This is a genomic window from Natrialba chahannaoensis JCM 10990, from assembly GCF_000337135.1.
Lineage (GTDB): Archaea > Halobacteriota > Halobacteria > Halobacteriales > Natrialbaceae > Natrialba > Natrialba chahannaoensis.
The window spans coordinates 1-21141 of sequence record NZ_AOIN01000008.1 but is presented as its reverse complement, the minus strand read 5'-3'; the positions used below and the strand labels follow the sequence as shown (position 1 = coordinate 21141).

Below are 21141 nucleotides of genomic sequence, written 5' to 3'. Positions count from 1 at the left end.
TCGGAGGAGGAATTCCCTGTCTGGTCCCCAGAAGAAACACCAACCGATGGTGAAAAATCCCGGGTCAACTCAAGTCACCCTTCTTTAGCGGTGCTTTATAGAGATATTTGGTGACTTTTTGTGTAGGAGTTTGGCGTTCTGAACAGCTATTTCTATACAGCCCGTAGGGCTTATTTCTGTACAACTGAATGTCCTTATCGGAGTTCTCGGTTGTCATGATCGTAGACTCCGCTTCCGGGGTGTTGTAGCACCCCGGTCTCTCCCAGCAAGTAGACCACACCCGTGGCTATTGGTAAGGGAGATGCGCGGTCGGAGCATGGCCACACAGAGTTTCCGCTATGCGACAGACAATTGTTCTCTGCCCAGGACCTTATTTTTGTTGGGTTTTGCGAATTAAAACTTCCAAAAGAAATCCTATAGGCAGAGCAATCCAATATATGGAGGGAATAAGTGGCCAAATAGAATTATTCAAAAATCTATTATAAATACCATTATCATAATAAGGGAAAGGTAGTCGATTGGGACACCCTTACTATGTTTCAGAGAACTTTAAAATCCAAACCTGAACCGGATAAATAGGTGTTCAGTATGACCTCTATAGGGTGCCCAGTCCTACCTTGGTGGCACGAATCTATCCCGGATCGTAGAAAAACGATCTTCAGTCAGATGGGTGTACTTGCGCGTCGTTTCTGCGCTCGCGTGATTAGCCACTAGTTGTCTATATGATACTTCCACGCCTGAATCCGCGAGAAGAGTGATAAACGAATGGCGGAGCGTATGGGGTGTCACTCGATGCCATTGTCGTGTATCCTTTTCCAGCATTGATCCGTCATTCCGCTGAATCTGTGATTCACCGACTACCTCTTGCAATCCAGCCTGCTCAGCTGCGTCACGAACTATCTGATTAAAACTACCGTTCGTTTCTAATTTCAAACCACACTGGCTTGGAAACACATATGGACTCTCATCTGACCTCGCATAGCCAGTTCGATGATGTCGAAGCCAGAACTCCAATTCGTACACCAACTCGTCGCTTATCGGGACATCGTAAGGTTTCGATCCCTTCGGATCAGATACGTGAATTCGTAAACAATCAAAATCTATATCTGTGATTTTGAGTTCTCGCAAATCTGAGTTTCGAAGGCCAGTCTCAACTGCAACCACTGCCATGAGCCGATTTCGATAGGAATCAAAGGCATCGAACAACCGGCGTAACTCTTCCCGAGAGAGCGCTTCTCGCTTGATCGGCTCTGGCGTCTGGTAGCGGCTTATATCGATATTTTCTACCCGTAAGGGTTCTAATTGTAGGTCATCACCTTCCTCCGTTCGGAGTCGAATGTACTTGTACAGCTCACTAATCGTCGTTACTTTTCCCTCAATTGTCGATCGACGATTCCCGAGCCGGACGCACTTCTCGACGAACTCTAGGACATCTGTGAACGTCGCCTCGAGGACAGAGGTATTATCGTCGTGAAGAAATGTAACGTATCCTCTGAGATGGGATTCGTACGTCTTTGTGGTACTGGACGCCAGCTTTAGACCCGCTGCGTGCTGCAGATACTCTTTCGCGTATTTGTCCGGTACTCGACGGCAGCTGATATCGATATCTTGTGTCACTGTAACCCTCCCCGATTCTTCGAGGCATTGATCTGGCCAGCACGTCCGTATCGTTGTTTTCCATCAGTTGTCTCGACCACGAATCCTAGGTCAACCAGCCGCCCTAGGTTTTTCTGAAGCTGCGGTGGATTCAGTTCGGTCTGCTCGAGGAGATCCTCTATCCGTAACGGTGACCCAGAACTGTTCAAAGCATCAATTATGGTCTGCATCCCCTCCGTCAACTCGACGCCCCATACAGCTGAACGTAGCTGTGTTTCCTTCTGAACTTCGTCCCTCTCCACGAGGGCATTATCGACATCAGCTTGGAGTTCCTGCATTGCCTGTTGGAGTGTATCTAACTGCCGCACGACTTGACGAACTGCAAATTGGCCATCTCCCTCGAGAGTTTCTCGATGACTTTCGATCGCTGCGCGCAGACACAGGCTCACATTCCCCTGATAGTGACGCGCAGCCATTTCCTGTAATGTTTGGTCAAGTCTCTCCGTGATTGTGAATTTCCGACGGACAAACGTCGGGTCTGCTTCGTTCATAGCAACTCACTGAGTATGATACTCAGGAAGACCGGAGTCGAGAGGATGTTAACTCTGATCATAGCGGTGTTCCCTCGAGTTCAGTGCTTGGAACTAACCGATATAGGCGCGTCCAGATCTCCCAGACACGTTCTGCTGTTCCGTTGCTCACGACCTGTTGTTTCGTGTCATCCGTTACACGCGGTCGACGTCGCTCTTCTTCAGTAAGTCCATAGTCAGCGAGTGACTGCCCAAACTGTGTCTGCAGTTGCGACTCGATATCAACGTGTGTGAATCCTCGAAGGGATGGCATCTCGATCTCTGATACTATGAGCTCCGCTCGAAGTTGCTGCATCATCTCTTGGTCCAGTGTGACGAGTAGCGTGTCTTGATAGCGATATGCTCTCAGTTCGTTATGGAGTTCGGTGAGAAGATTATCTTGGGAGTGGACGTGTTCGCCAGCCAAACTCGACGCCGCTGTTTCGACTAACTTCTCTGGGTTCCCAACGCCAATCTCCCAGTACTCAATCTCTCCAGCAGAATTCTGCGAACCTTCTGGCTGGCCTGATTGTTCAGTCCCGCCAGCGATGAGGAACAGCCAGCTCTCTCGAAGGTCATCGAGATGTAGCCAACTATTCCGCGACATGGTGACCTTCTTCTATTTTCTGAGTGTCGATGGAGTCTCCTCTTAACGTAGCTGGTACACCATCGTCGCAGCAAGACGGGCAGAGAGGCGGTTCCGAAACGTTCCCAGTCCAGTCAGGTGAATCGTGTGGATAGGTTCCATCGCAACGCTCACATCGCCAATCGTGTACCCCAAATTTGTCCGCTAATTCTGGATACCGTTCTGAAAGGGTTGGTGTGAGCTTTACATCCTTATGACCCTCTAAATACCTTCTAACCACCCTCTCCGGGTACTCATGGAGAGGGAGCAATCCAGTAGCGTCTACGTCCTCGTAACTTGCACTACCTCGTCCGCATCGCTCTCTATAAGAGCAAGAGCTACATTCCCAACTGTACTCCGGGGCTGCTGGTGGCAGGTCTTCGTTGAGACGGTACGTCGTGTGTGTCTCCACCCAATTTAGAACCGTGTTGCGCCAAAACCATGGGTCGAATTCGATATGGAACGCTTTGGCGTTGAACGTTTTTCGGCTTCCGTACAGGATGACGGCCTCCGACACTGTCCGATCGTATTTCTCGGACAATCCTTTCATGTACGCATGCGCTTGAGCTCGATGGTGCTTGTTGGGCGACCGGACGTTTTCTACCGATTGCTTGGTCTTGATTTCCGTGAGAAGCAACGGTTCTCCATCTGTATCCACGATTACTGGATCCGTTTCTCCTTTGATCTGAATGTCGCCGATATCCGTCTGGGCAGTAAAATCAACCCACAGCGAGTTCGTGACATATTCCTGGTCGTTAACAACAGTCTCTTTGAGAAATTTCACCACGAGATCTTCCTCGAACCGTGACCCAAACCAAAAGATCCCTGTTGGATTTGGTTTTTCTGCCGGCGCATTGTGTTGACGGTATGCGATTTTTCGGTGGCACTGCAGTATCTGGCTTGGACTATGTTTTCGGGGTGACGGAACCGACGGTGGCCTGTTGAAATACGGCTTTCCGTTTTCGATGTTTTTCCGGAATTTCCGCTCCTGATACCAGTCTCGAAACTGCTTCCCAGAGATTCCGTCGACCAGATTGATCTCAGACGTCCCGGTTCTAGTCGTCTCCCTATCTACTTCTCCCATGTTGACCCTCTCGGCTGCTGATTTGGTTACGAATCATACAGGTGAGTGCCAACGAGAAGCCACTTGATCAATCGCCAGTTGTGGTTACGGAGCGGCAGTAATGTCGATAATTTAGATAGCTGAAAGGGACTTACTTACGCAAAGGTGTTCAAATCAATTCTGTCGATTCAATCGATAGAAAACGTACTAAAGCGGTGTTGTCGATACTCTTTCTCTCCCGACTTTGTTGAAATCCTCGATGGCTGATAGAATCCGGGTGCTGAATGCAGAGGTACATTCAGCGGCGTAGTTGGCATTTTATTCCGCTAGCCCTGCTATCTAACCCTAAGAACGATTCAATCCCGCTCTCTATCCGACGCAATCATACAACTAAGCAGTTGGACACAGTCGAAGAAATCGGCGTCTTGCGCCAAACAGTAAGCCACTACGAAGATGCATTGGAAGAAATGACCGCCAGCGAACAAATACACCTCATAGCAACCCCAAGAGAAACTATTCGAACAAGAAGGATAAATACCTGCATGCACAGGGCTCCGCAGATTCGATCAAGAGCAACCGGACGACCTAATGTTAATGTGATTTGGATGTTATAACCCCTGTAAGGATGTCCAGTCGTCACTCTCCTAACCTGGATCTGTATTTGCTTTCTCAAGAGGTAGAGGACTCTCCCGCGGTTAATGCTGCGGAGATGCGCGGTGGCGGATTAGTCGTCGATACAGCGAACCAGGCTTTCTACATCTTTGAGTCTGGCGGGCCTCATAAACAGATAACGGAGATACCGGAGTCTGCGGACCGAGTACTGATAACTGTTCAAAATGGCTTTCTTGAGTTCCGGGACGAAGATATCCTGCTCTATGAATTGGGAGATGTCCACGAATACGGAGAACTTCTCAGACGGGTATTGATTGGTGAGACAGTGTACAGGGAATTAAAGATCGAAGAGACCTCAAGAATCCTATCCGAAGCTGGTTATGTACACGGCTATACGCCGGAGTCTATTGCTGAACTTCTCACGGGCTGGGCAATATCATCAGAGAACGACTCTGTTCTCGATATCGCTACAGGATCAGGTAGTCTTCTCAAACAAGCTGTGACCAGACTCGATACCGAAAAAGGTTCAAACCGCTTGACTGGAGTCGAAATATACCCGTTCATCGCTAAACTAGCAAAAATCAGAGTCAGGGACATAGACAACGCGGAGATCATTAATAAGGACTTCTTCGACTGGAGAACCCCTGAACAATCAGAATTGGTCAAGGAACGCCCGGATGAACATTCCCGGAGGAAATACGATGTAGTCGTTGGAAACCCACCGATAGCAAGCTTCTTGCCACCAAAACAGCGACAAACAATCAGTAAATGGGTCCAAGGAACAAGGCCCTCACTTGCTGCCGCTTTTGTCGCTAAAGCAGTATCCCATCTCAAAGACGGTGGGCGCGGAGCATTCGTACTCCCGAAGATGGCCCTGAAAGACGGCCTCCTCAACCAACTTACTGAATCATGCAGTATCCATAGAATAGTTGAACTGCCGTTGGGACTCTTCGCAGATTCCCACTCAGTCGAGTTAGTCATCCTAACCTTGGTCAAGGAGGAGCGTGATCCTCAGGCCAAGAAGACCGGAATCGCACGATTCAACCAGATGGAACTGCCCGACAACGCACGAGGCCTTTTCCAACAACCGTTAGACGCCATACTCGAAAACAGGTATAATCACTATGACGCGGAATTGGTGAAGACCTCTCACGCGGACTTGGAAGGAAGAAATATCTTGAGAATGCTTTCTAACCCGTCAATCTACGACATCCTCACATCTGAAGGTTTCACCAAGCTTGGTGAGCTTTCCGGCGTCGAGATTGGGAGCGGCGTGTCTACAGGCAATAACGATATCTTCTACTTTGATTCGAGTGAGAAGGAGGAGTCAGGTATCGATGAACGTTTCTTCCGTCCCGTCATCAAGAATCCTCCTGACGATATACGTTCTATTTCTGAGGATGTTATCAATCTCTATCTGCTGGATCTCACTCGATACATAGAAACTCTGGAGGCAAAAGGAATGGATTTGACGGAGCAAAGGGTGCTTGAAGAGTTGGAGAATGACGGCTACACAGAACTGGTAGAGTATGTAGAGAGTAGTCCGCTTCACCACCAAGGAAATGGGTTTTCGTTCATACCAAACTATCTTGGTAAGTTCCAGAATCCGAATTTGATAATCCCTAAATTTTTCGACGAGCCGGTCTGCTATACTGTTGAGGTTGATGATGCAGTGTTTGATTCGACGGTAATCGGTGTCCAAGTTGATGGGGAACAACGCAGGGATGCTTTAGCCCGGCTGTTGAACACCCCTCTATACAGAGAGTTTTTCCAAACGTACGCGAAGTCAATGGATCTGAACTGGTACCGTATCCACATCACCCAGCTAAGGGAAATCCCGATCATTGAGCAGGCGTTGAATGAGGACACCTTCGACAGACTGGAGCCTTTCTTCCCGCCGGAAGATGATAACGACCTCGTCAAGTTGAACCACATTCTGATTGAAAGTTATGAGACAGAGAGGGAGAAGCAGGCCTTACGGCGGTATTTAGCTTCCAGAGACAACTTTGCCTGGTCTTGGTTCTTGACCCTGCCCGAGTTCGATGAGTTCCAGGAACTGCTTGAATCTGATCGTAAACAGGCTCAAGAGTTCGTCATTGACCGGTTTGATCAGGAACTCCTGGACCAGGCACGTCAGACCTTCCGGAACGTAGAGTTCTTCGAGGAAAGACGAGAGCTTCTGGATGATCTGCTTATGGAGTTCGAAGAGGGTCACTACAGAGGTTTCCTCGCTGGAATCGTACTACAGTTCGAAGGAGTCCTTGCTGACCTAGTAGAGGAGGCAGGGGGCGACATCGTCGAAGAGGACGGTAAGACTGAGTTCAAGATGCCAGGGAAACATCGCTCGCAGAAGCGAAAGAACCTGGATAACCTGATCTCCCAGTTCTTCGACGGCGTATTCAGCGAATATCTCCACGAGACAGTTAGACAACGTCGAAACAGGATAGCACACGGAGATGTGATCGAAGATAGCCGAACACTGTCAATCCACTTTTTCGTCTCCTTCTACGCTCTCTGCAACGCCTGTCTGAATGAATACGTACGAATAGCACAACAGCAGGATTCAGGAGCAGCAGCGACCTAGCTCTGATTCACCAGTTGCTTAGGACATCATCAAGGCCATTTTCCTGATCACCCGACTCTACGCCAGAATGTTGAAAAAGACTATTAAAGCAAAGTTAGTCTGGTAGACTAAATGGAACTCTCAAATCTCAACGAAGTCAATAAGGAACAGATCAATCACGCTGGCGCTCGATATACTCCTCAAATTGATCCTGAAGCTCCGAACATACAGGTCTCAGAAGTTCTACAGCCATTTGATGCGTTAGCTTATTCTAAGAGACTGGAAGAGCGGCTAGCCAATTTAGCTGATGAATTGGGGGAGGAATGGAATAGAGCACCGGTGGAAGCAAAAGAAGCGTTCAAGCGTCGAAAACAGTCTCCGGAGCGGGTGGTCGAACTTCTGAGGTCAATATCAAACAGATCACCTAATGATGACAAGACGGAACTCCGCCAACTTACACGTGCAACAAGGTTTGCTAAGGGCAAAACCAGTGAAGTCAGCCAGAAACTGCGATCTCAGCATCGTGAGGCAGATGAGGAGAAACAGCGAGACATAAACAACAAAATTTCGCTTAATCAAAATTTGTCCCAATCTTTGGAAAGAGTTTCTACCGTTGTTGAGGGGCCGGAACTCCCTCTTTTACGGGACAAGACCCTGTTCCTCAAGGGAGAATGGGGAACTGGTAAAACACACTTTTTGTGTGACCTTGCTGAAATAAGGATGGATTTGGAGCTTCCAACGCTTCTTGTTTTAGCAGAAACTCTCCCAGATGATGTTCCTCCCCTTGAAGGAATCTGCCAGTTAATTGATTCAGTGTCGAGTCCAGAGCAACTACTTACCGAACTACAATCATTTGGCGAAGAGGTTGGGAAAAGATCTCTTTTGCTAATTGATGGAATAAACGAAGCTGATCGGGAACTGTGGAGAGATGAGTTAGCCTCCGTTGCTGAGCAGGTTGAGGATTATTCTCATGTTGGTCTGACACTCAGTTGTCGCACTCCGTTCGATGAACAGATTTTAACGAGCGAGGCCGAAAACCATCTTGTTCAGGTTGAACACCGTGGGTTCGAGGAGAACGAGTTTGATGCACAGATTGAGTTCTTTGATTACTACAATGTTCCGGCACCCCACGTACCCCTACTGACACCGGAATTCTCGCGTCCACTCTTTCTAAAAATACTTTGTGAGGCGATAACTCGAAGAGATCAATCTGATCAGCAGGGTTACCTGAGGAGTGTTGCCTCCGGCCAGCGAAGTATGACCGATATTTTGGAACACTTTGCTCGGGAAATAGGTGAAGATATCGAGGCTGACTTCGGCCTTATACGAAAGGCCTGTTGGAGAATAATGAAGGGGACATCTACAGGTCCTACCCACAGGTCAGGGATTGCTGGTATCATGGCTGATGAGATGCAGGAGTTCGTTACGAAGGAAGATGCTATCGATGCAATCAAAGACGAAACTTCTCTCTCAGATCCAGAAGCTTGGGACTTACTCGATCGTATGATCTCCGATGGTTTACTGGCTGAAACACTCCACCGCAACCAGGGGACAACGGAGGTTGTTCGTTTTCCGTATCAGCGATTTGGAGATCACATCATTGCACGCCACCTCTTGGCAGAGTATCTGAAGACTGACTCGGAAACAGCTGTGCGGCGAAGCTTCTACGTGAACAGGCCATTAGGACAAATATTCGAGTTAGTGGGTAATAATCTGCGATTTGCCGAACCGGGTCTAGCGGAGGCGATCATGGTTGAGTTCCCTCGACGGGTAAAGCGAGTTCTCCCAAAGGAGGAAAGGGAACTCGCTTTCTACATTCCAAAGAAACGCCAATATGGAGAACCAATTAAAGATATATTCCTAGATGGTCTGTATTGGCGGAGTGCGGATTCTTTCACCGACCAGACTGACGATCTGGTTGGTTTCTACTTGGAAGAGTTAGACGAAAGGGTTCAGAGAGAAACGTTTGATGTTCTGGTTGGTCTTGCGTCTCGTCCCGGTCATCCATATGATGCGGATCGGCTGTATGGATATTTGGATGATATGGAGATGGCTGAACGCGATGAGCATTGGTCTGAATATCTGCGGCGAACAACTGATTACTCAACTATTCATAGGATTATAAAATGGGTAGAAACAGCTCCGGTTGACGAGTTTTCCGAGAACACAGCACGGAATGCGATTACTCTACTGTCTACATTCCTCACAACTACGGACAGACATCTACGGGACCGGGTTACGCATAAACTGTACTTAGTGGGACTGGCCCATCCTGGACTCCTCTTTGAAGAAACTCTTCGAGCACTCTCTTTCAATGACCCTTATGTCCGAGAACGGATGCTAGCGAGTTGCTATGGAGTTGCAATGTCGATGTGGGCAGACCCGGACGGAGACACTCTAAGGAGTGAAATTCCAGAGTTTGCAGGAGAACTGGTTAAGAAAATGTTCCAGGAGGACTCGGATTACGGCACCAAACATGTCTTGTCACGGCAATATGCGGGAGGTGTTATTGAGCTTGCTAGGAGAATCGGCGGTGACTGCATCTCACAGGGTGAGATTGATCTGACCGATCCTCCATTAAATCAAATTGACTCTCCGTTCCGAGACTCTGATTCGATTGATGAGGATGCGCTCGAAGATGTTGAGTCAGCTTTTCATATGGACTTCAGTAACTATACCGTCGGCGGATTAGTTCCAGATAGAGGAAACTATGTCGACGATCATCCCGAGTACCAAGCTGTTCTAAAACAGATTAAAAACCGGGTCCAAGATCTCGGATATACGTATGAGGACTTCGAGTCAATTGATAATGAAATTGATCGGCGAAATACACGAGGAAGAGATAAGACGAAGGTAGATCGGTACGGGAAAAAGTACTCTTGGATTGCCTATTTTGAGATGTATGGAAAACGTGTTGATGAAGGCGTTTTACCAACTTATGAAAACGAAGTGCGCCCGCCGGACTGTGACATCGATCCGAGCTTCCCAACTGAAATTAAAGAGTGGAAGCCCAAGTTACCCGAGCTATTTGAAACAGAATATTCGGAGTATTGTGATTGGATTTCAGGCGGCCCAAACCCAAGTTATGAAGACCTGTTTGTGAAAGATACGGTTGATGGTGTGGATGGGCCCTGGGTATTGCTTGATGGGAAGATTGAGCAAGCTTCCCTGGATGCACTCAGGATATTTACCTTCTTGAGAGGAGTTCTAGTAGCGGAAGAGGATGTTTCTGTGTTGAAACAGGAGCTGCGAGAAACGGAATATCCAGGGAATAGGAACATCCCGGATCCACTGGAGGATTACTACACATACGCCGGCGAAATCCCGTGGTCTGATCGGTACGGGTCTTATTTGCGTGAAGACAATGGTTCAGCAAAGAAGAACGTGGAAAAAGCATTTGGCTCTCACAGAGGTAGTAGCAACGGCGTGGAGGTAGAAATCCCAGTACATGTCTTTGCCTGGGAGTCACATCACAGCCAACTGAATCAAGTAAGTGGAATGAGGTTCCCCGCCCCTGCGCTGAGTGAACATATAGATCTGATTAATCACAATGAGACATTCGATCTATTTGACTCAAATGGAAACAGGGCTACGATCTATAGGGAATTCCAATGCGATAACGCACGGTACGATTCTTGGCTATTGTATATTCGGAAGGACTTGCTAGAAAAGTATCTTGAGGAGACCGAGCAGACGATTGCTTGGCTTCCTTGGGGTGAACGTACCTTAGATCATCAAGAGCTTCAGGCAAAGTCTGATGAATTATCTGAGCTACATAACAATTATGAGCACATCAATAAGGGAATCATCGCATATCAAGAAGATATCTGTGATTAGTAAGCGGTGTAGGTAGAACCCTCGGCTGGCTATCTACTGACTATGCGCTATGTATTCAGCACGACTCCTAAAACCTATCACCGGCTAAGGGTTTCAACAGACCCCTCAACGGGTGTTTCCGCAACCAAATATCGGAAGTGCTGGGCATCAGCAGACGCGCGACGGCGCATTCGTTGGCGACGCCAAAGAGGGATTTCAACAGAGTCCCTCTCTCTCTTCTTATTGTTGCTCCCACAGTACTTCGATTCGCTCCTCGATGCGGTCGAGGACGAGACGGCTCACGTCGCGATGGTCAGCTGGCCACTGCTCGTTTTGTGCGTCACTGCGACTCGCAGCCGGCGGCGGATGGAAGTGATCTCTCGAGTTGTGCGCGTTTGGATGCCGATCCCATCGGCACTTCCACGCACTAACTTGGCGTTCCTCCTGATAGTGGAAATTAAAATCGTCGTTTCGGTACCAGCGGATCTCGAGGCGAGCGGACACTTCGTTCGGGTAGTACTCGTCGGACAGATCGACACGAAGGTGTAGCTTTCCAGCTGTAACGATTTCTGCCGATTGAAACATACGGCTGCCGAGAAATTGGGATCGAAGTCGCTCTAACACCGATCGGTCGATTGGCGCAGGGCTCCGACCGTCATTCACTGGTACCATGTCAGCTGTGGGACGGAGTCGTTGAACTGGCGGCCTTTCTCCGGGCACGTTCGTGATGACGGCGCTCCTCAATAGCGGTGGCCCAATCACCGAGTTCGACATACACATCGTCGATCCGCGCCGCGTCGAACTCGAGGACGTCGACCTCGGCGGGTGAATCGACGTCGTATTCGTCGCGATACTCCTCAATTCGATCGGTCAGCGCTGAGACACGGGCCTGCAACTCGTCGACGGTATTCTCCCGCGCTAACTCGTTCACTCGACGCCACTCGAAGTAGTCATCGTTGCGCTCGTACCTGACTGGTCGCCCTTCATGCCGAATAACGATACCGAGGTCAGCGTAGAACGACAAATGGGTCCGTGCCGACTCCGCCGAACAGTCTGCTTGCTCGGCAATCTCAGCGGCCGTCATCGGCTCTCGAGCGTGCAACACCGTCCCGTATACGCGCTGCTTCGTGTCCTCATCTTCGAACGGTCTGTCGAATGGGGGCGGCCCTTCGCGGCGTGTGTTGTCTGTCATACTTTGATCAACGAGACTAGCCCATATATTTCTTCACCTACCCAAAATATATCCTCTAATTCCATGCTTATTACGCAAATCTGTGTCTGCCGTTCCAAGGAACTCATAGACCAGGAGAGGATTTTACGAAGCCACTTTAGATTGGTCACCTCACTCCTCGAGATTCCGAAGCGTCTGAAACGCAGCCTGATTAAGATTGCTTAGAAGGAGAGCTATTGTGAGATCTGGGCCTGGAGCAACGGTCTGGCGCTCGGGGTCATAGATGATAACATCGGCGTCCGAAAGCGTCGATAGATGCGTTTGGGAGAGCGCGTTGTACACGTTGCGGTACGGTTCACCGGTTGCACAGTCCATTGGGACATCTTGTTCTCGAGCAGCGATTTCTCGAGCGAGCGTGCGAACCGAGAGGTCGTTATCGCTCTCTGCAACCAACTCAATCACATAACGGCGTCGTGGCGCTCTGAGGGAGTGATACACCCTCGAGAGATAGTCGTCACCGCAGTTGTTACGTCCCATAGTGAATTCGTTGATTGGACTTGGGAGAGCGGGTCGGCTGTGCTCCGAAGGGGATTTTCAAAGTGGTCTCTTGCATGGACGTTTGCAAACCCATTCACCAAATTAGTTCTTTTGAAAGAACTAATGATAGTTAGTTCTCTCAAGAGAATAAATGGCTAACTACGATCTAACCAGGGATTTTCATAATGAGCGATGGCCCTGGTCGGAAACCTACAGTCACTGATGACGATATCCTCGATGTCTTTCGTTCGAGTTCTGATCCCGTTCTGACTACGTCAGAAGTGGCTTCGAATTTTGATATCACGCATCGCGGTGTTCGAGATCGATTGGAGAAACTTGAGCGAGAAGGAGTACTTGATAGCAAGAAAGTTGGTGCTCGAGGAATGGTGTGGTGGTCCCCAAAATTCACATCCACATCCGAACCGCAGTAAGGTCTGGAGCGCCCGTAATCAGCGACTGTGTACAATCAGTGTTTTAACATTGGCTGGCAGAAATGTATACTAATGATATATTTCACCCCACAGTCAAAATCTGTAGCTGACCTTGTTGAACGCCTTGCCGCCGATGAGAACGACTCCACCAAGACCGAACTAGACAATCCGATATACATTCCGTCGCTCCAGCGTGAGTTCTGTTGGAGTCATACTCAAATTGAAAAACTGTTCGATTCCCTCCTTCGCGGCCTTCCTCTTGGTTCGCTTCTCCTTTGGAAAGTAAGTGGAAGCACTGCCGCAGATGAAGCCTCCTATAAGTTCATTAAACATTACGCTGAAGAATCCGCCTATCCAACCCAGAAAAAGTACGAGAAGGACGACCGATACGTCCGGAATAAGAGCAAACAGCTCACTAATAGTGACAAGATCCCTGATCAGTACACATTTGCGCTGGATGGCCAGCAACGATTGACCTCTTTCCTTATTGGTCTCCGAGGTACCCATTATCGATACAAAGGCCAGAAATACAGAACGAAACTACACTCCTACACTGAGCGTAAACTGTATCTCAACCTCCTCTCATATCCTTCAGAGTACGACACAACCGAATCCGACCTGCGATACGAGTTCAAATTCAGAACCTCAGGCGGCCAAAGAACCAGTGCCGGCAACTTCTGGTGGCCAGTAACCAAGCTCTGGGAACTCGACAATATCAACACTGAGATCAATAATCTTCAAGCGGAGGTTGCTGAGTCCCCTCAAGAAGAGCATGCAATTGAGTCAAACCTTTCTCGACTCTACGAAGCGATATATGAAGACGACCATCTCGTAATTGAGCATGTTACAGAGATGGAGAGTGAAATCGCATTGCATCTTTTTGTACGGCGGAATGATGGCGGTGAGTCACTCAGTAACTCGGACATCGCCTTCTCTCAGATGAGCGTTTATTGGACGCTTGAAGACGATGATCCAAAGGAAGCCATCGAATCTTACGTGGATGATCTTGAAGCGGACTGGGGAACCTATGGCTTCGGATTCAGCAAGGGGTTCATTATTCGATCACTGTTGATGCTGACTGGAGACACTTCTCCAAGTTTCCGACGGGAGTACCTTATTCCGAATAACATTGAGAAGTTAGAGGACATCTGGGTTGATGAGGCGTACAAACAGGCGATGTCCGAGGCGTTCCGTCTGGTTACTGACGAACTCGGGTTAGGTCGAAAATGCCTGACGTCAAACAATGCAATGCTTCCCATCCTCTACTATTGCTATCTAACGCTCACAGACACGGATCGTTCGTGCGTAAATCCATCAAAAGAGATTCTGGACCGAATGGAGTACTGGCTGTCAGTTACTGTCTGTAACAACCTATTCACACTTGGTTCTGATACTGTGCTTCGGCGAGCCCAAGACTACATCACCGAAGATTCGTTTCCTGTCTTAGACATAGTTGGCGAGTTTGAGGGCCGTGGAATCCAATTAAAACTCACAGAAGATCGCTTAGAAACGCTCGTAGAGGAGACAGACTACCACAGTGGATCCGTCAAACACTTTTTGCTTACGAGAGCTACCCAGGACTCACGGATCAGCGGCGAACTCGTTGAAGTGGGTGATAATGCTACCAGTCAGATACAAGTCGATCACATATACCCACAGAATAAGCTAAACCCTGACGAGGACTCTGAGCTGGAGAAGCGAGATCTCGAAAGCACTGACCAAGATAATCGTCACCAGTTGGGTAATCTCCAACTCATTCCAGAGAACCAATCGAAGGGTGATACTGATCCGGCGGACTGGCTTCAGGAAGTGAGTACGGATAGGAAAGGGTTGGAGACACTCGCTGAGATTCACTGTCTCCCCTGGTTAGTATCTAAGAGGTATACGTATGATCGGTTTGGGGAATTCTGGAATGAGCGAGAGGACTTACTTCTGGATCGGTTGAAATCAGAATTGACGCTGTATGATGACTTAGCGACAGATACCGTTCCCGTCATGAATTAGTTGTATATTTAATCACATCCACGCTCTTTTTCAGCTGTTCTCGGCTTCTGATCCGCTCCGCTGATAGAGGAAAACGAAGTGAAATCGATGAAGGGTTAATCTGCTGCAGGTAACTCCGATAACCAATTGAGGACAGTCTGCTCAGCATCATCGGGATCCGAAATCGGGCGTGTTCCACCTAACAGATGTTTCTCTGCTTCGCTCGTTACTGCTGGCTCTACCACAGCTGCCTGTGTTATCTCAGCTATGCGGCTACTTCGAGTAGTTGAGGATCCACCCGGTCCAGGCTTCCCACAAATAAACTCCAGGCTATCGACGACCTCAGGAGTGACCTCTCGGATGAGTGCCTCAAAGAGCGGATCACCCGGTAGTAGTAATCGGATCGATGGAAGCTGCTCTGCGATCTTTGGATTGAACGTTATCACAATACCGTTACCATCTCCAAGTTCTGCCTGTGCTGTCTCGTCCAGCGACTCCGGCATCCGTATCACGCTATCATCTGGTAACTCCAGCACATACGCGTCATCGACAATGCCGTCGAAGTCCTCAGCGCGAGCATGATTTCGGAGAGCAGTGAATGTCCACCCAGCTTCTTCGAGCTCATTGCTCTGCGTAAGGAGTGTCTCGATTGTTTCCAAGCTCACCAAGGGCTCATACGATCGATCGCCGGTCCCGATCTCGTCGAATGCTGGATAGCAGTACGGCTCCCAACCGTCAAGTCCAGCACTCTCGATAATCGCTTCTTTCGTCGCTACGCTATCTTCTTCACCCGCCAAACCGGTTTCTTCGGCTTTTTGTTGAGCACGTTGCGCTCGAGAGTCCGCCTCTTCGACGACCTGTTTACTAGGCTCTTGAGAGTCACTCGTGTCTGAACTACCCATCACGGCCTCTTTGATATCCTGTTCAATGCTGTTCAGAACGGGACGCATCGGGCCGACTACGTTCTCGAATAACTGCAAACGGCCCTCCAGTTCCTCATAGATGTCGCCGTCAATGCTGTCTTTGTACGCGTAATTGATGATCTTCACTACCTTGTTTTTCTGTCCAATGCGGTCGATTCGACCGATACGTTGTTCGACACGCATCGGATTCCACGGCAAGTCAAAGTTGATCAATGCATCTGCAGTCTGGAGATTCAACCCTTCACTCGCGCTGTCTGTACAGATCAGGATATTGGTGTCCCCATCAGTGAAATCACGCTTGATCGCTTCTTTGCCGACGTTAACCCATTCGCCTGTCGTCTCATCGTACTGCATCCCGCCTCCGCCACTGTATGTACCGACATTCGGATGCGTATCCGTCAAGGTTTCACGAGTATGTTCGAGGGTGTCGTGGTACTGTGTGAAGATGATAATGTTGTCCCGAGCGCTCTGTCGGAGCGAGCGGATGTCCCGCCGCAGTTGAGCTACTTTCGGATCAGTATGAGCCTGCTTAAGATCGTCGACGAATTCCTGAAGGGCAGCCCGTTCAGCCTGAACCACATCCGTTGCCCCACGGCTACTTGGCTGATACGCGTCTAGAGATGCCTGGCCGATCGATTCGTCGATCGTCGCCTCCGTCACACCAGCGTCCTTGCTCAGCTCGGAGACTTCTTCAGTCATGTCTTCGACCTTCTCATCAAGCTTCTCCATCCGGCGCTGGAGACTCTGCTTGATTGCGTGTAGACTGCTCGTCAGGCGTTGGCGGTACGTTGTCATCACGAACCCCAACGCGAGCTTCTCCTTCCCGGTCAGTACCTTCTGTGACTGCTTGTACGTCTCATCGATGTACTGCTCAACTTGGTCATACAGCGGCTCTGCATTCCCCAGTTCGATCCGTTTCGTCTCGACATTGCGTGTTGGGACAGTGTCATCGAGTAACCCAAGGTCTTGACACTGTTCCAAAACCGCACGAGTATTCCGGAAAATTCGGGACTGAACCGGTGTCGCCCACTGGGACGCCTCAACTAGGGCAGCCCATTCCGTTGGGCCACAGTCGAATATGAGTGAGCGCGGATCGTCGAACCGAGCCGAAGTCTCTCGCACGCCGACGAGTTTCTCGAGGGCTTTGCGTTGTTGGATCGACGCTGTCTCCGTCGAATCGACTAGATCGTTCGCCTGGTCGTCGTAGCCAGGGTTCGACGTAAGGTGTTCGTGGAGCAGCTGTCCGAAGCGTTTGATTCTGGGCCGTCCTTCTCCCTCTTCGAGATCTAGTTCCTTCCGAAACTGCTGGAGGACTTGTTGCTGTCCATCCATAAGGGTCTGATAGCGAGAGCCGACGGTGTCGAGACTATCCTCAAGTGCTTGCCGTGTCTCGAAAAATTCGACGAACCGTTCCTTGTCGTCCCAACCTGGGGGGAGGTCACACAGTCTGAGGAGATCATAGAGCTCGCCAATGTTCAACTGCATAGGGGTCGCTGTGAGGGCATAGAGACACTGTGAGACGTCTTCAACCTGTCCAAGGAGGTCATAGAGTTTCGTCTCTTCGCGGGCACTGTGTGCCTCGTCTACTACCGTAAGATCCCACACGTCCTCGTCGATCTCGGGACCAACGTGTTCCTGATTGTTCTCACGGCGGGCAGTGTGCCACGATTCGATCACGACGGTCCGCTCGTCTCTCCCAGTAACGAACGATCCGATCGGCGTGTTTTCCCAGTCGTCCGCGTCAACGGTCCCGGTCGTTGGTATCCGGTCGGCTTCTGCGCTTCCAAGGGGGCCGATCATATAGTCGCCGTCGTAGGATCGTTCGTGGTAGTAGGCGTGGATATTGAACCGATCAAGGAGTTCGTTTTGCCACTGCTGAACTAGTCCGGCAGGAACCAGAAAGAGGGCGTTCTCCACCTCGCCGATCTGCATCAACCGTGAGAGCGTCAGGCCCGCCTCGATGGTTTTCCCGAGACCGACTTCATCACAGAACAGGAGGTTGTTTGGGTAGATACTGACTGCCGTATCGGAGATCGTCCGTTGATGTGGCCAGGGCGTGACAGTACTGATCTCCTCCGCGAGATGTATTCCACCAGGCGTCCGTCCAGCAAGTGAGACGACACCAGCAGTATCGTCTTCTGGAACCGTCGTCTGGGGATCGTGGTTCTTGACGCGTTCGACGTGCTCGTCGAGCGATCCATCGGTGTCTTTCCATTCGATGAGGTCCTGGCGGGCGGCCTCGTCGAGTGGATAGACATTAACAGAGGGATGGAACCCGTTCCAGAGAGCGTTGAACGTGGAGATGTCCTCGTCGACGTACTTCGCTTCACCACGGCTCCACGATCGGTGGACTTTGAAGCGTTCGTAGTTGTATTGCCACGCGCTGAGCGTCTCGTTGATGCTCCCTTCGAAGCTGATCTTGTTGCCTTCGCGATCAACGCCGATGCCGAGCTTCGGATGAAAGAGTCCATCACCCCCTTTTGGATTACCGACTTTAATCTGGAGGTCACCGCGATCGAGGAGGGTAGCAATAATCGTGAGTTGGGATTCGACCCACGGTTCGAGGGGCTCATCCGCATCAGGGAACATTGCTCCTTTCTCACGTTTTTGGAGGTCTGCACCAGCAATGACGCGGACAGTTCCATCGGTCTCGAGAAGCGAGTCAACACCCTCAAGGGCGTACGCAAGGCTGCGTAGACTGAGGTACCCAGCGAGACGGTCATACCGAATCACTTCGTCGAGGAACGGCCGGTAGAACGTCTCCATGAGCGTCCGGTTAGTCCGGAACTCGCTCTCGTACACCGGCTCCCATGAGACGTCCTGAAGAGTCATTGTGTATGGTCACTTAGTTCACTTTGATGCTCTATCCCAGACATATCTATATGATCAAGGTTTACGTCAAGGTATTCTCCAGTCTCGCCTGAAATAAGGTTAACAAGTGTGTCATACATGTCAGAATCAGATGGCAAGACTTCAAGAAGTGCAGTGACTGCTATTTTAAACGAACCATCTGATTTGAGTCCTCGTTCAGAGAGCCAATCCCATGCTGCTCTGGCACCGTCTCGTTCGTAGACATGAAGTGCTGCATGGACAGTATCAATCGTATATGTGAACCTGGTTTCAGTGGGGTTTACGGGGTACTTTCGTGAGGAAGGATTATCTGCACTCGGGCTTTTAAGCATGACAATATCTTGGACCCGATCTGAGTGCGTTTTGAGTTGGATATCTCCTTTACTCTTCCCCCAAATCTTAGTTGACGATTTTATTTCGTCAATATCAATTCCTGCTGCAACACCAAGTTGCCGGCCTTCATCATAGGGGAATGTATCGAGTTCATAAATGAGCCACGCTAGAATATACCAACGTGTGAGTGCGTCAAGTTCCTCAATTCCTTCAGTGTCAAGGAACTGATCAGCAAGAACACTAGTCACTGCTTTTCGGGCTTCGCTAAGTGCTTCTCGAGGCCGTACCGTTTTGCCTTTCTTGTTCACAACTGGATACTCCTCAGCATATCTTTGGAGTGTTGGTCCATAGGCGGCAATAGCAGTATCTGTTTTCGATATATTGTATCCTGAATCAAGAATTTCTTCTGCTTCATCCCGAGCAGCTTGATGAATGCTCTGCCTGACATCTTCCCACAAAGTGCGGCTATCTTTGTTAGAGGTCTTTTTTCGCTTTCTCCCAATCAAAAGGATTGAACTATCTGCACTAGCCTTTCCCTGTAGTCCGACCCGATCTTTCCGTTCGGTTTTGACAGGATGGGTTGCTGTTATGGTGAACCCTGCGTTTATAAACGCAGTAGAGAGGGTGTCCCAAGCGTCCATATCTCGATGAGTGAACATGACTGTAATCACACCATTTTTAGCTAATAAGGTATGTATCTCAGAGAATATCTCTTCCATTTTCTCTTCATATTTTTCATCGGCTAACCTTTTCATGGATTTGTCATCCGAAGCAACCCCCTCAAACCGGGTCGGATTAGCAACTGCTTCGTCTTCTTTGTTAGAAAGTTGTGAAGAAAAGAGAGATGAGTGTACCTCTCCCAGATATCTTTTTAAAACCACATAGAACACGTCCGACAATTCTGAATATTGTATACTGCTATAGTATGGGGGATCAACAACTGCAACGTCAACACTTCCCTGTTCCCACCGTTGGTTGAGATCTGCAGCATCTAGTGAAGAGGTCTCAACCGTGGGATTGCTTGGCAAATGGGTAACAAGGTCTTCGTATGCTTCTATAACCTGATCTGATCTATCGATGTACCCTCTCCTTGGTGCGGAGATGTTATTATCTACAGCAGTAAATTTGAGAGCAAGATTATTGTCAGTGAATACTCGGCTTCCTGTTCCCCGCCGCATACGCCACCTTGCTAGACGACAATTGAACTCTATAACTCTACTTGAAGAAAGGGCTAGAATTGTCAGTATCGCGTCGCCTTTTTTATCATCATATCTATCTCTAATTTCTGAGACATATTTTTTGAAGGCTTGCAGATACTCGTAGTGAGTAATGAGTTGCCGTGGAGTGAATATATCTTTCCACTCGTCCATCCCATAACGTTTAATTTGTGTTGTGTTGAAACCGCTTGGAATTGGTTCAGCCAAGAAATCTAACATATCAAAATCCGATTCTACTCGATCAAATGCCTTCTTCATACCTTCGCTGTCAACGTTAGATCCTGCACGATAGTGCCAGTCTCCTTGTGAATCTGCATAACTAACACCATAAATCTTATACTCAAAATTACCGTTCTTAATGATTTTCCGAATCTCGTCTGTTTGTTTGACGACACCACAGTGTGGACATTCAGCACCTCCCCGGGTAACAGTTCCATCTTTGGGTTCAAAGTCGTTTGAAGGATTATCACCTGGAACTATATGGGAAAAATCAATATCACCGTCATTATATGTTGGCTTTACAGCATCACCTGATTGGCTGTTTATCCACCAGTTCCGGACAAGGGGAATGCTACCACCGCAAGACGTGCACTGAATTATATGAGTGAGTGCGGAGTTATGGATTTCATGACCAGGTTTTTCTGTAGGATAGTAGGGTTCAATATTCTTTTTTGCCTCTTTATGTATCTTGTCACGATACTCTTCCAGTTCTGGTTGAAGTGAACCGATGTTGGCAGCGTATTCAAGACCGACTTTTGTAATGCGCTCTTCTGTAGGAGATTGTTGATACTGGTCAGTTGTCGCTGTGGAATCGAAGAGAGCAAGGACACCGCGTCAGCGGTGTCCGTTAGG

11 protein-coding genes are annotated in these 21141 nt (G+C 49.1%); 3 read left to right on the top strand and 8 right to left on the bottom strand.

The genetic code is table 11. The features are described from left to right. Positions 1 to 612 precede the first annotated feature (612 nt). The 3 genes from C482_RS00105 to C482_RS20095 all read right to left on the bottom strand — a co-directional run bounded on the left by C482_RS00105 (position 613) and on the right by C482_RS20095 (position 3874). The gene (locus tag C482_RS00105) at positions 613 to 1617 is read right to left on the bottom strand and encodes a tyrosine-type recombinase/integrase (protein WP_006165206.1); all 1005 of its coding nucleotides are present in this window, start codon (positions 1615 to 1617) and stop codon (positions 613 to 615) included. Beyond that, the gene (locus tag C482_RS00100) at positions 1614 to 2147 is read right to left on the bottom strand and encodes a helix-turn-helix domain-containing protein (protein WP_006165205.1); all 534 of its coding nucleotides are present in this window, start codon (positions 2145 to 2147) and stop codon (positions 1614 to 1616) included. The genes C482_RS00105 and C482_RS00100 overlap by 4 nt, the downstream gene beginning before the upstream one ends. 611 nt (positions 2148 to 2758) lie before the next feature. Further along, positions 2759 to 3874 (bottom strand): CRISPR-associated protein Cas4, encoded by a 1116-nt coding sequence (locus C482_RS20095; RefSeq protein ID WP_006165202.1) that lies wholly within the window; start codon positions 3872 to 3874, stop codon positions 2759 to 2761. 604 nt (positions 3875 to 4478) lie between these two features. Here C482_RS20095 and C482_RS00085 point away from each other — a divergent pair. Then, a complete protein-coding gene (locus tag C482_RS00085) occupies positions 4479 to 7049 on the top strand; it encodes an HsdM family class I SAM-dependent methyltransferase (protein ID WP_006165199.1) in 2571 nt (856 codons plus the stop codon). Between the two features lie 111 nt (positions 7050 to 7160). Further along, positions 7161 to 10865 carry an NACHT domain-containing protein gene (locus tag C482_RS00080; protein WP_006165197.1) on the top strand — a complete coding sequence of 1235 codons (3705 nt, stop codon included), beginning with the start codon at positions 7161 to 7163 and terminating at the stop codon, positions 10863 to 10865. A gap of 219 nt (positions 10866 to 11084) precedes the next feature. Here C482_RS00080 and C482_RS00075 read toward each other — a convergent pair whose 3' ends face one another. From C482_RS00075 to C482_RS00065, 3 genes are all read right to left on the bottom strand, one after another. Then, a complete protein-coding gene (locus C482_RS00075; protein WP_006165195.1) occupies positions 11085 to 11429 on the bottom strand; it encodes a hypothetical protein in 345 nt (114 codons plus the stop codon). A gap of 88 nt (positions 11430 to 11517) precedes the next feature. After that, positions 11518 to 12036: a DUF7342 family protein gene (locus tag C482_RS00070; RefSeq protein ID WP_006165194.1), complete on the bottom strand. Its 519-nt coding sequence runs from the start codon at positions 12034 to 12036 to the stop codon at positions 11518 to 11520. Positions 12037 to 12186: 150 nt separating this feature from the next. Then, positions 12187 to 12552 (bottom strand): DUF7344 domain-containing protein, encoded by a 366-nt coding sequence (locus tag C482_RS00065; RefSeq protein WP_083858555.1) that lies wholly within the window; start codon positions 12550 to 12552, stop codon positions 12187 to 12189. A gap of 503 nt (positions 12553 to 13055) precedes the next feature. On the opposite strand from C482_RS00065, the gene C482_RS00060 reads away from it, so the two are divergent. Then, positions 13056 to 14987, top strand: coding sequence for a DUF262 domain-containing protein (locus C482_RS00060; RefSeq protein WP_006165189.1), 1932 nt, complete (start codon positions 13056 to 13058; stop codon positions 14985 to 14987). Between the two features lie 95 nt (positions 14988 to 15082). Here the strand turns inward: C482_RS00060 and C482_RS00055 are convergent, their stop codons facing one another. Beyond that, positions 15083 to 18721: a DEAD/DEAH box helicase gene (locus tag C482_RS00055; protein ID WP_006165188.1), complete on the bottom strand. Its 3639-nt coding sequence runs from the start codon at positions 18719 to 18721 to the stop codon at positions 15083 to 15085. After that, positions 18718 to 20547: a DUF1156 domain-containing protein gene (locus C482_RS20910; RefSeq protein ID WP_152421934.1), complete on the bottom strand. Its 1830-nt coding sequence runs from the start codon at positions 20545 to 20547 to the stop codon at positions 18718 to 18720. The genes C482_RS00055 and C482_RS20910 overlap by 4 nt, the downstream gene beginning before the upstream one ends. Between the last annotated feature and the right edge of the window lie 594 nt (positions 20548 to 21141).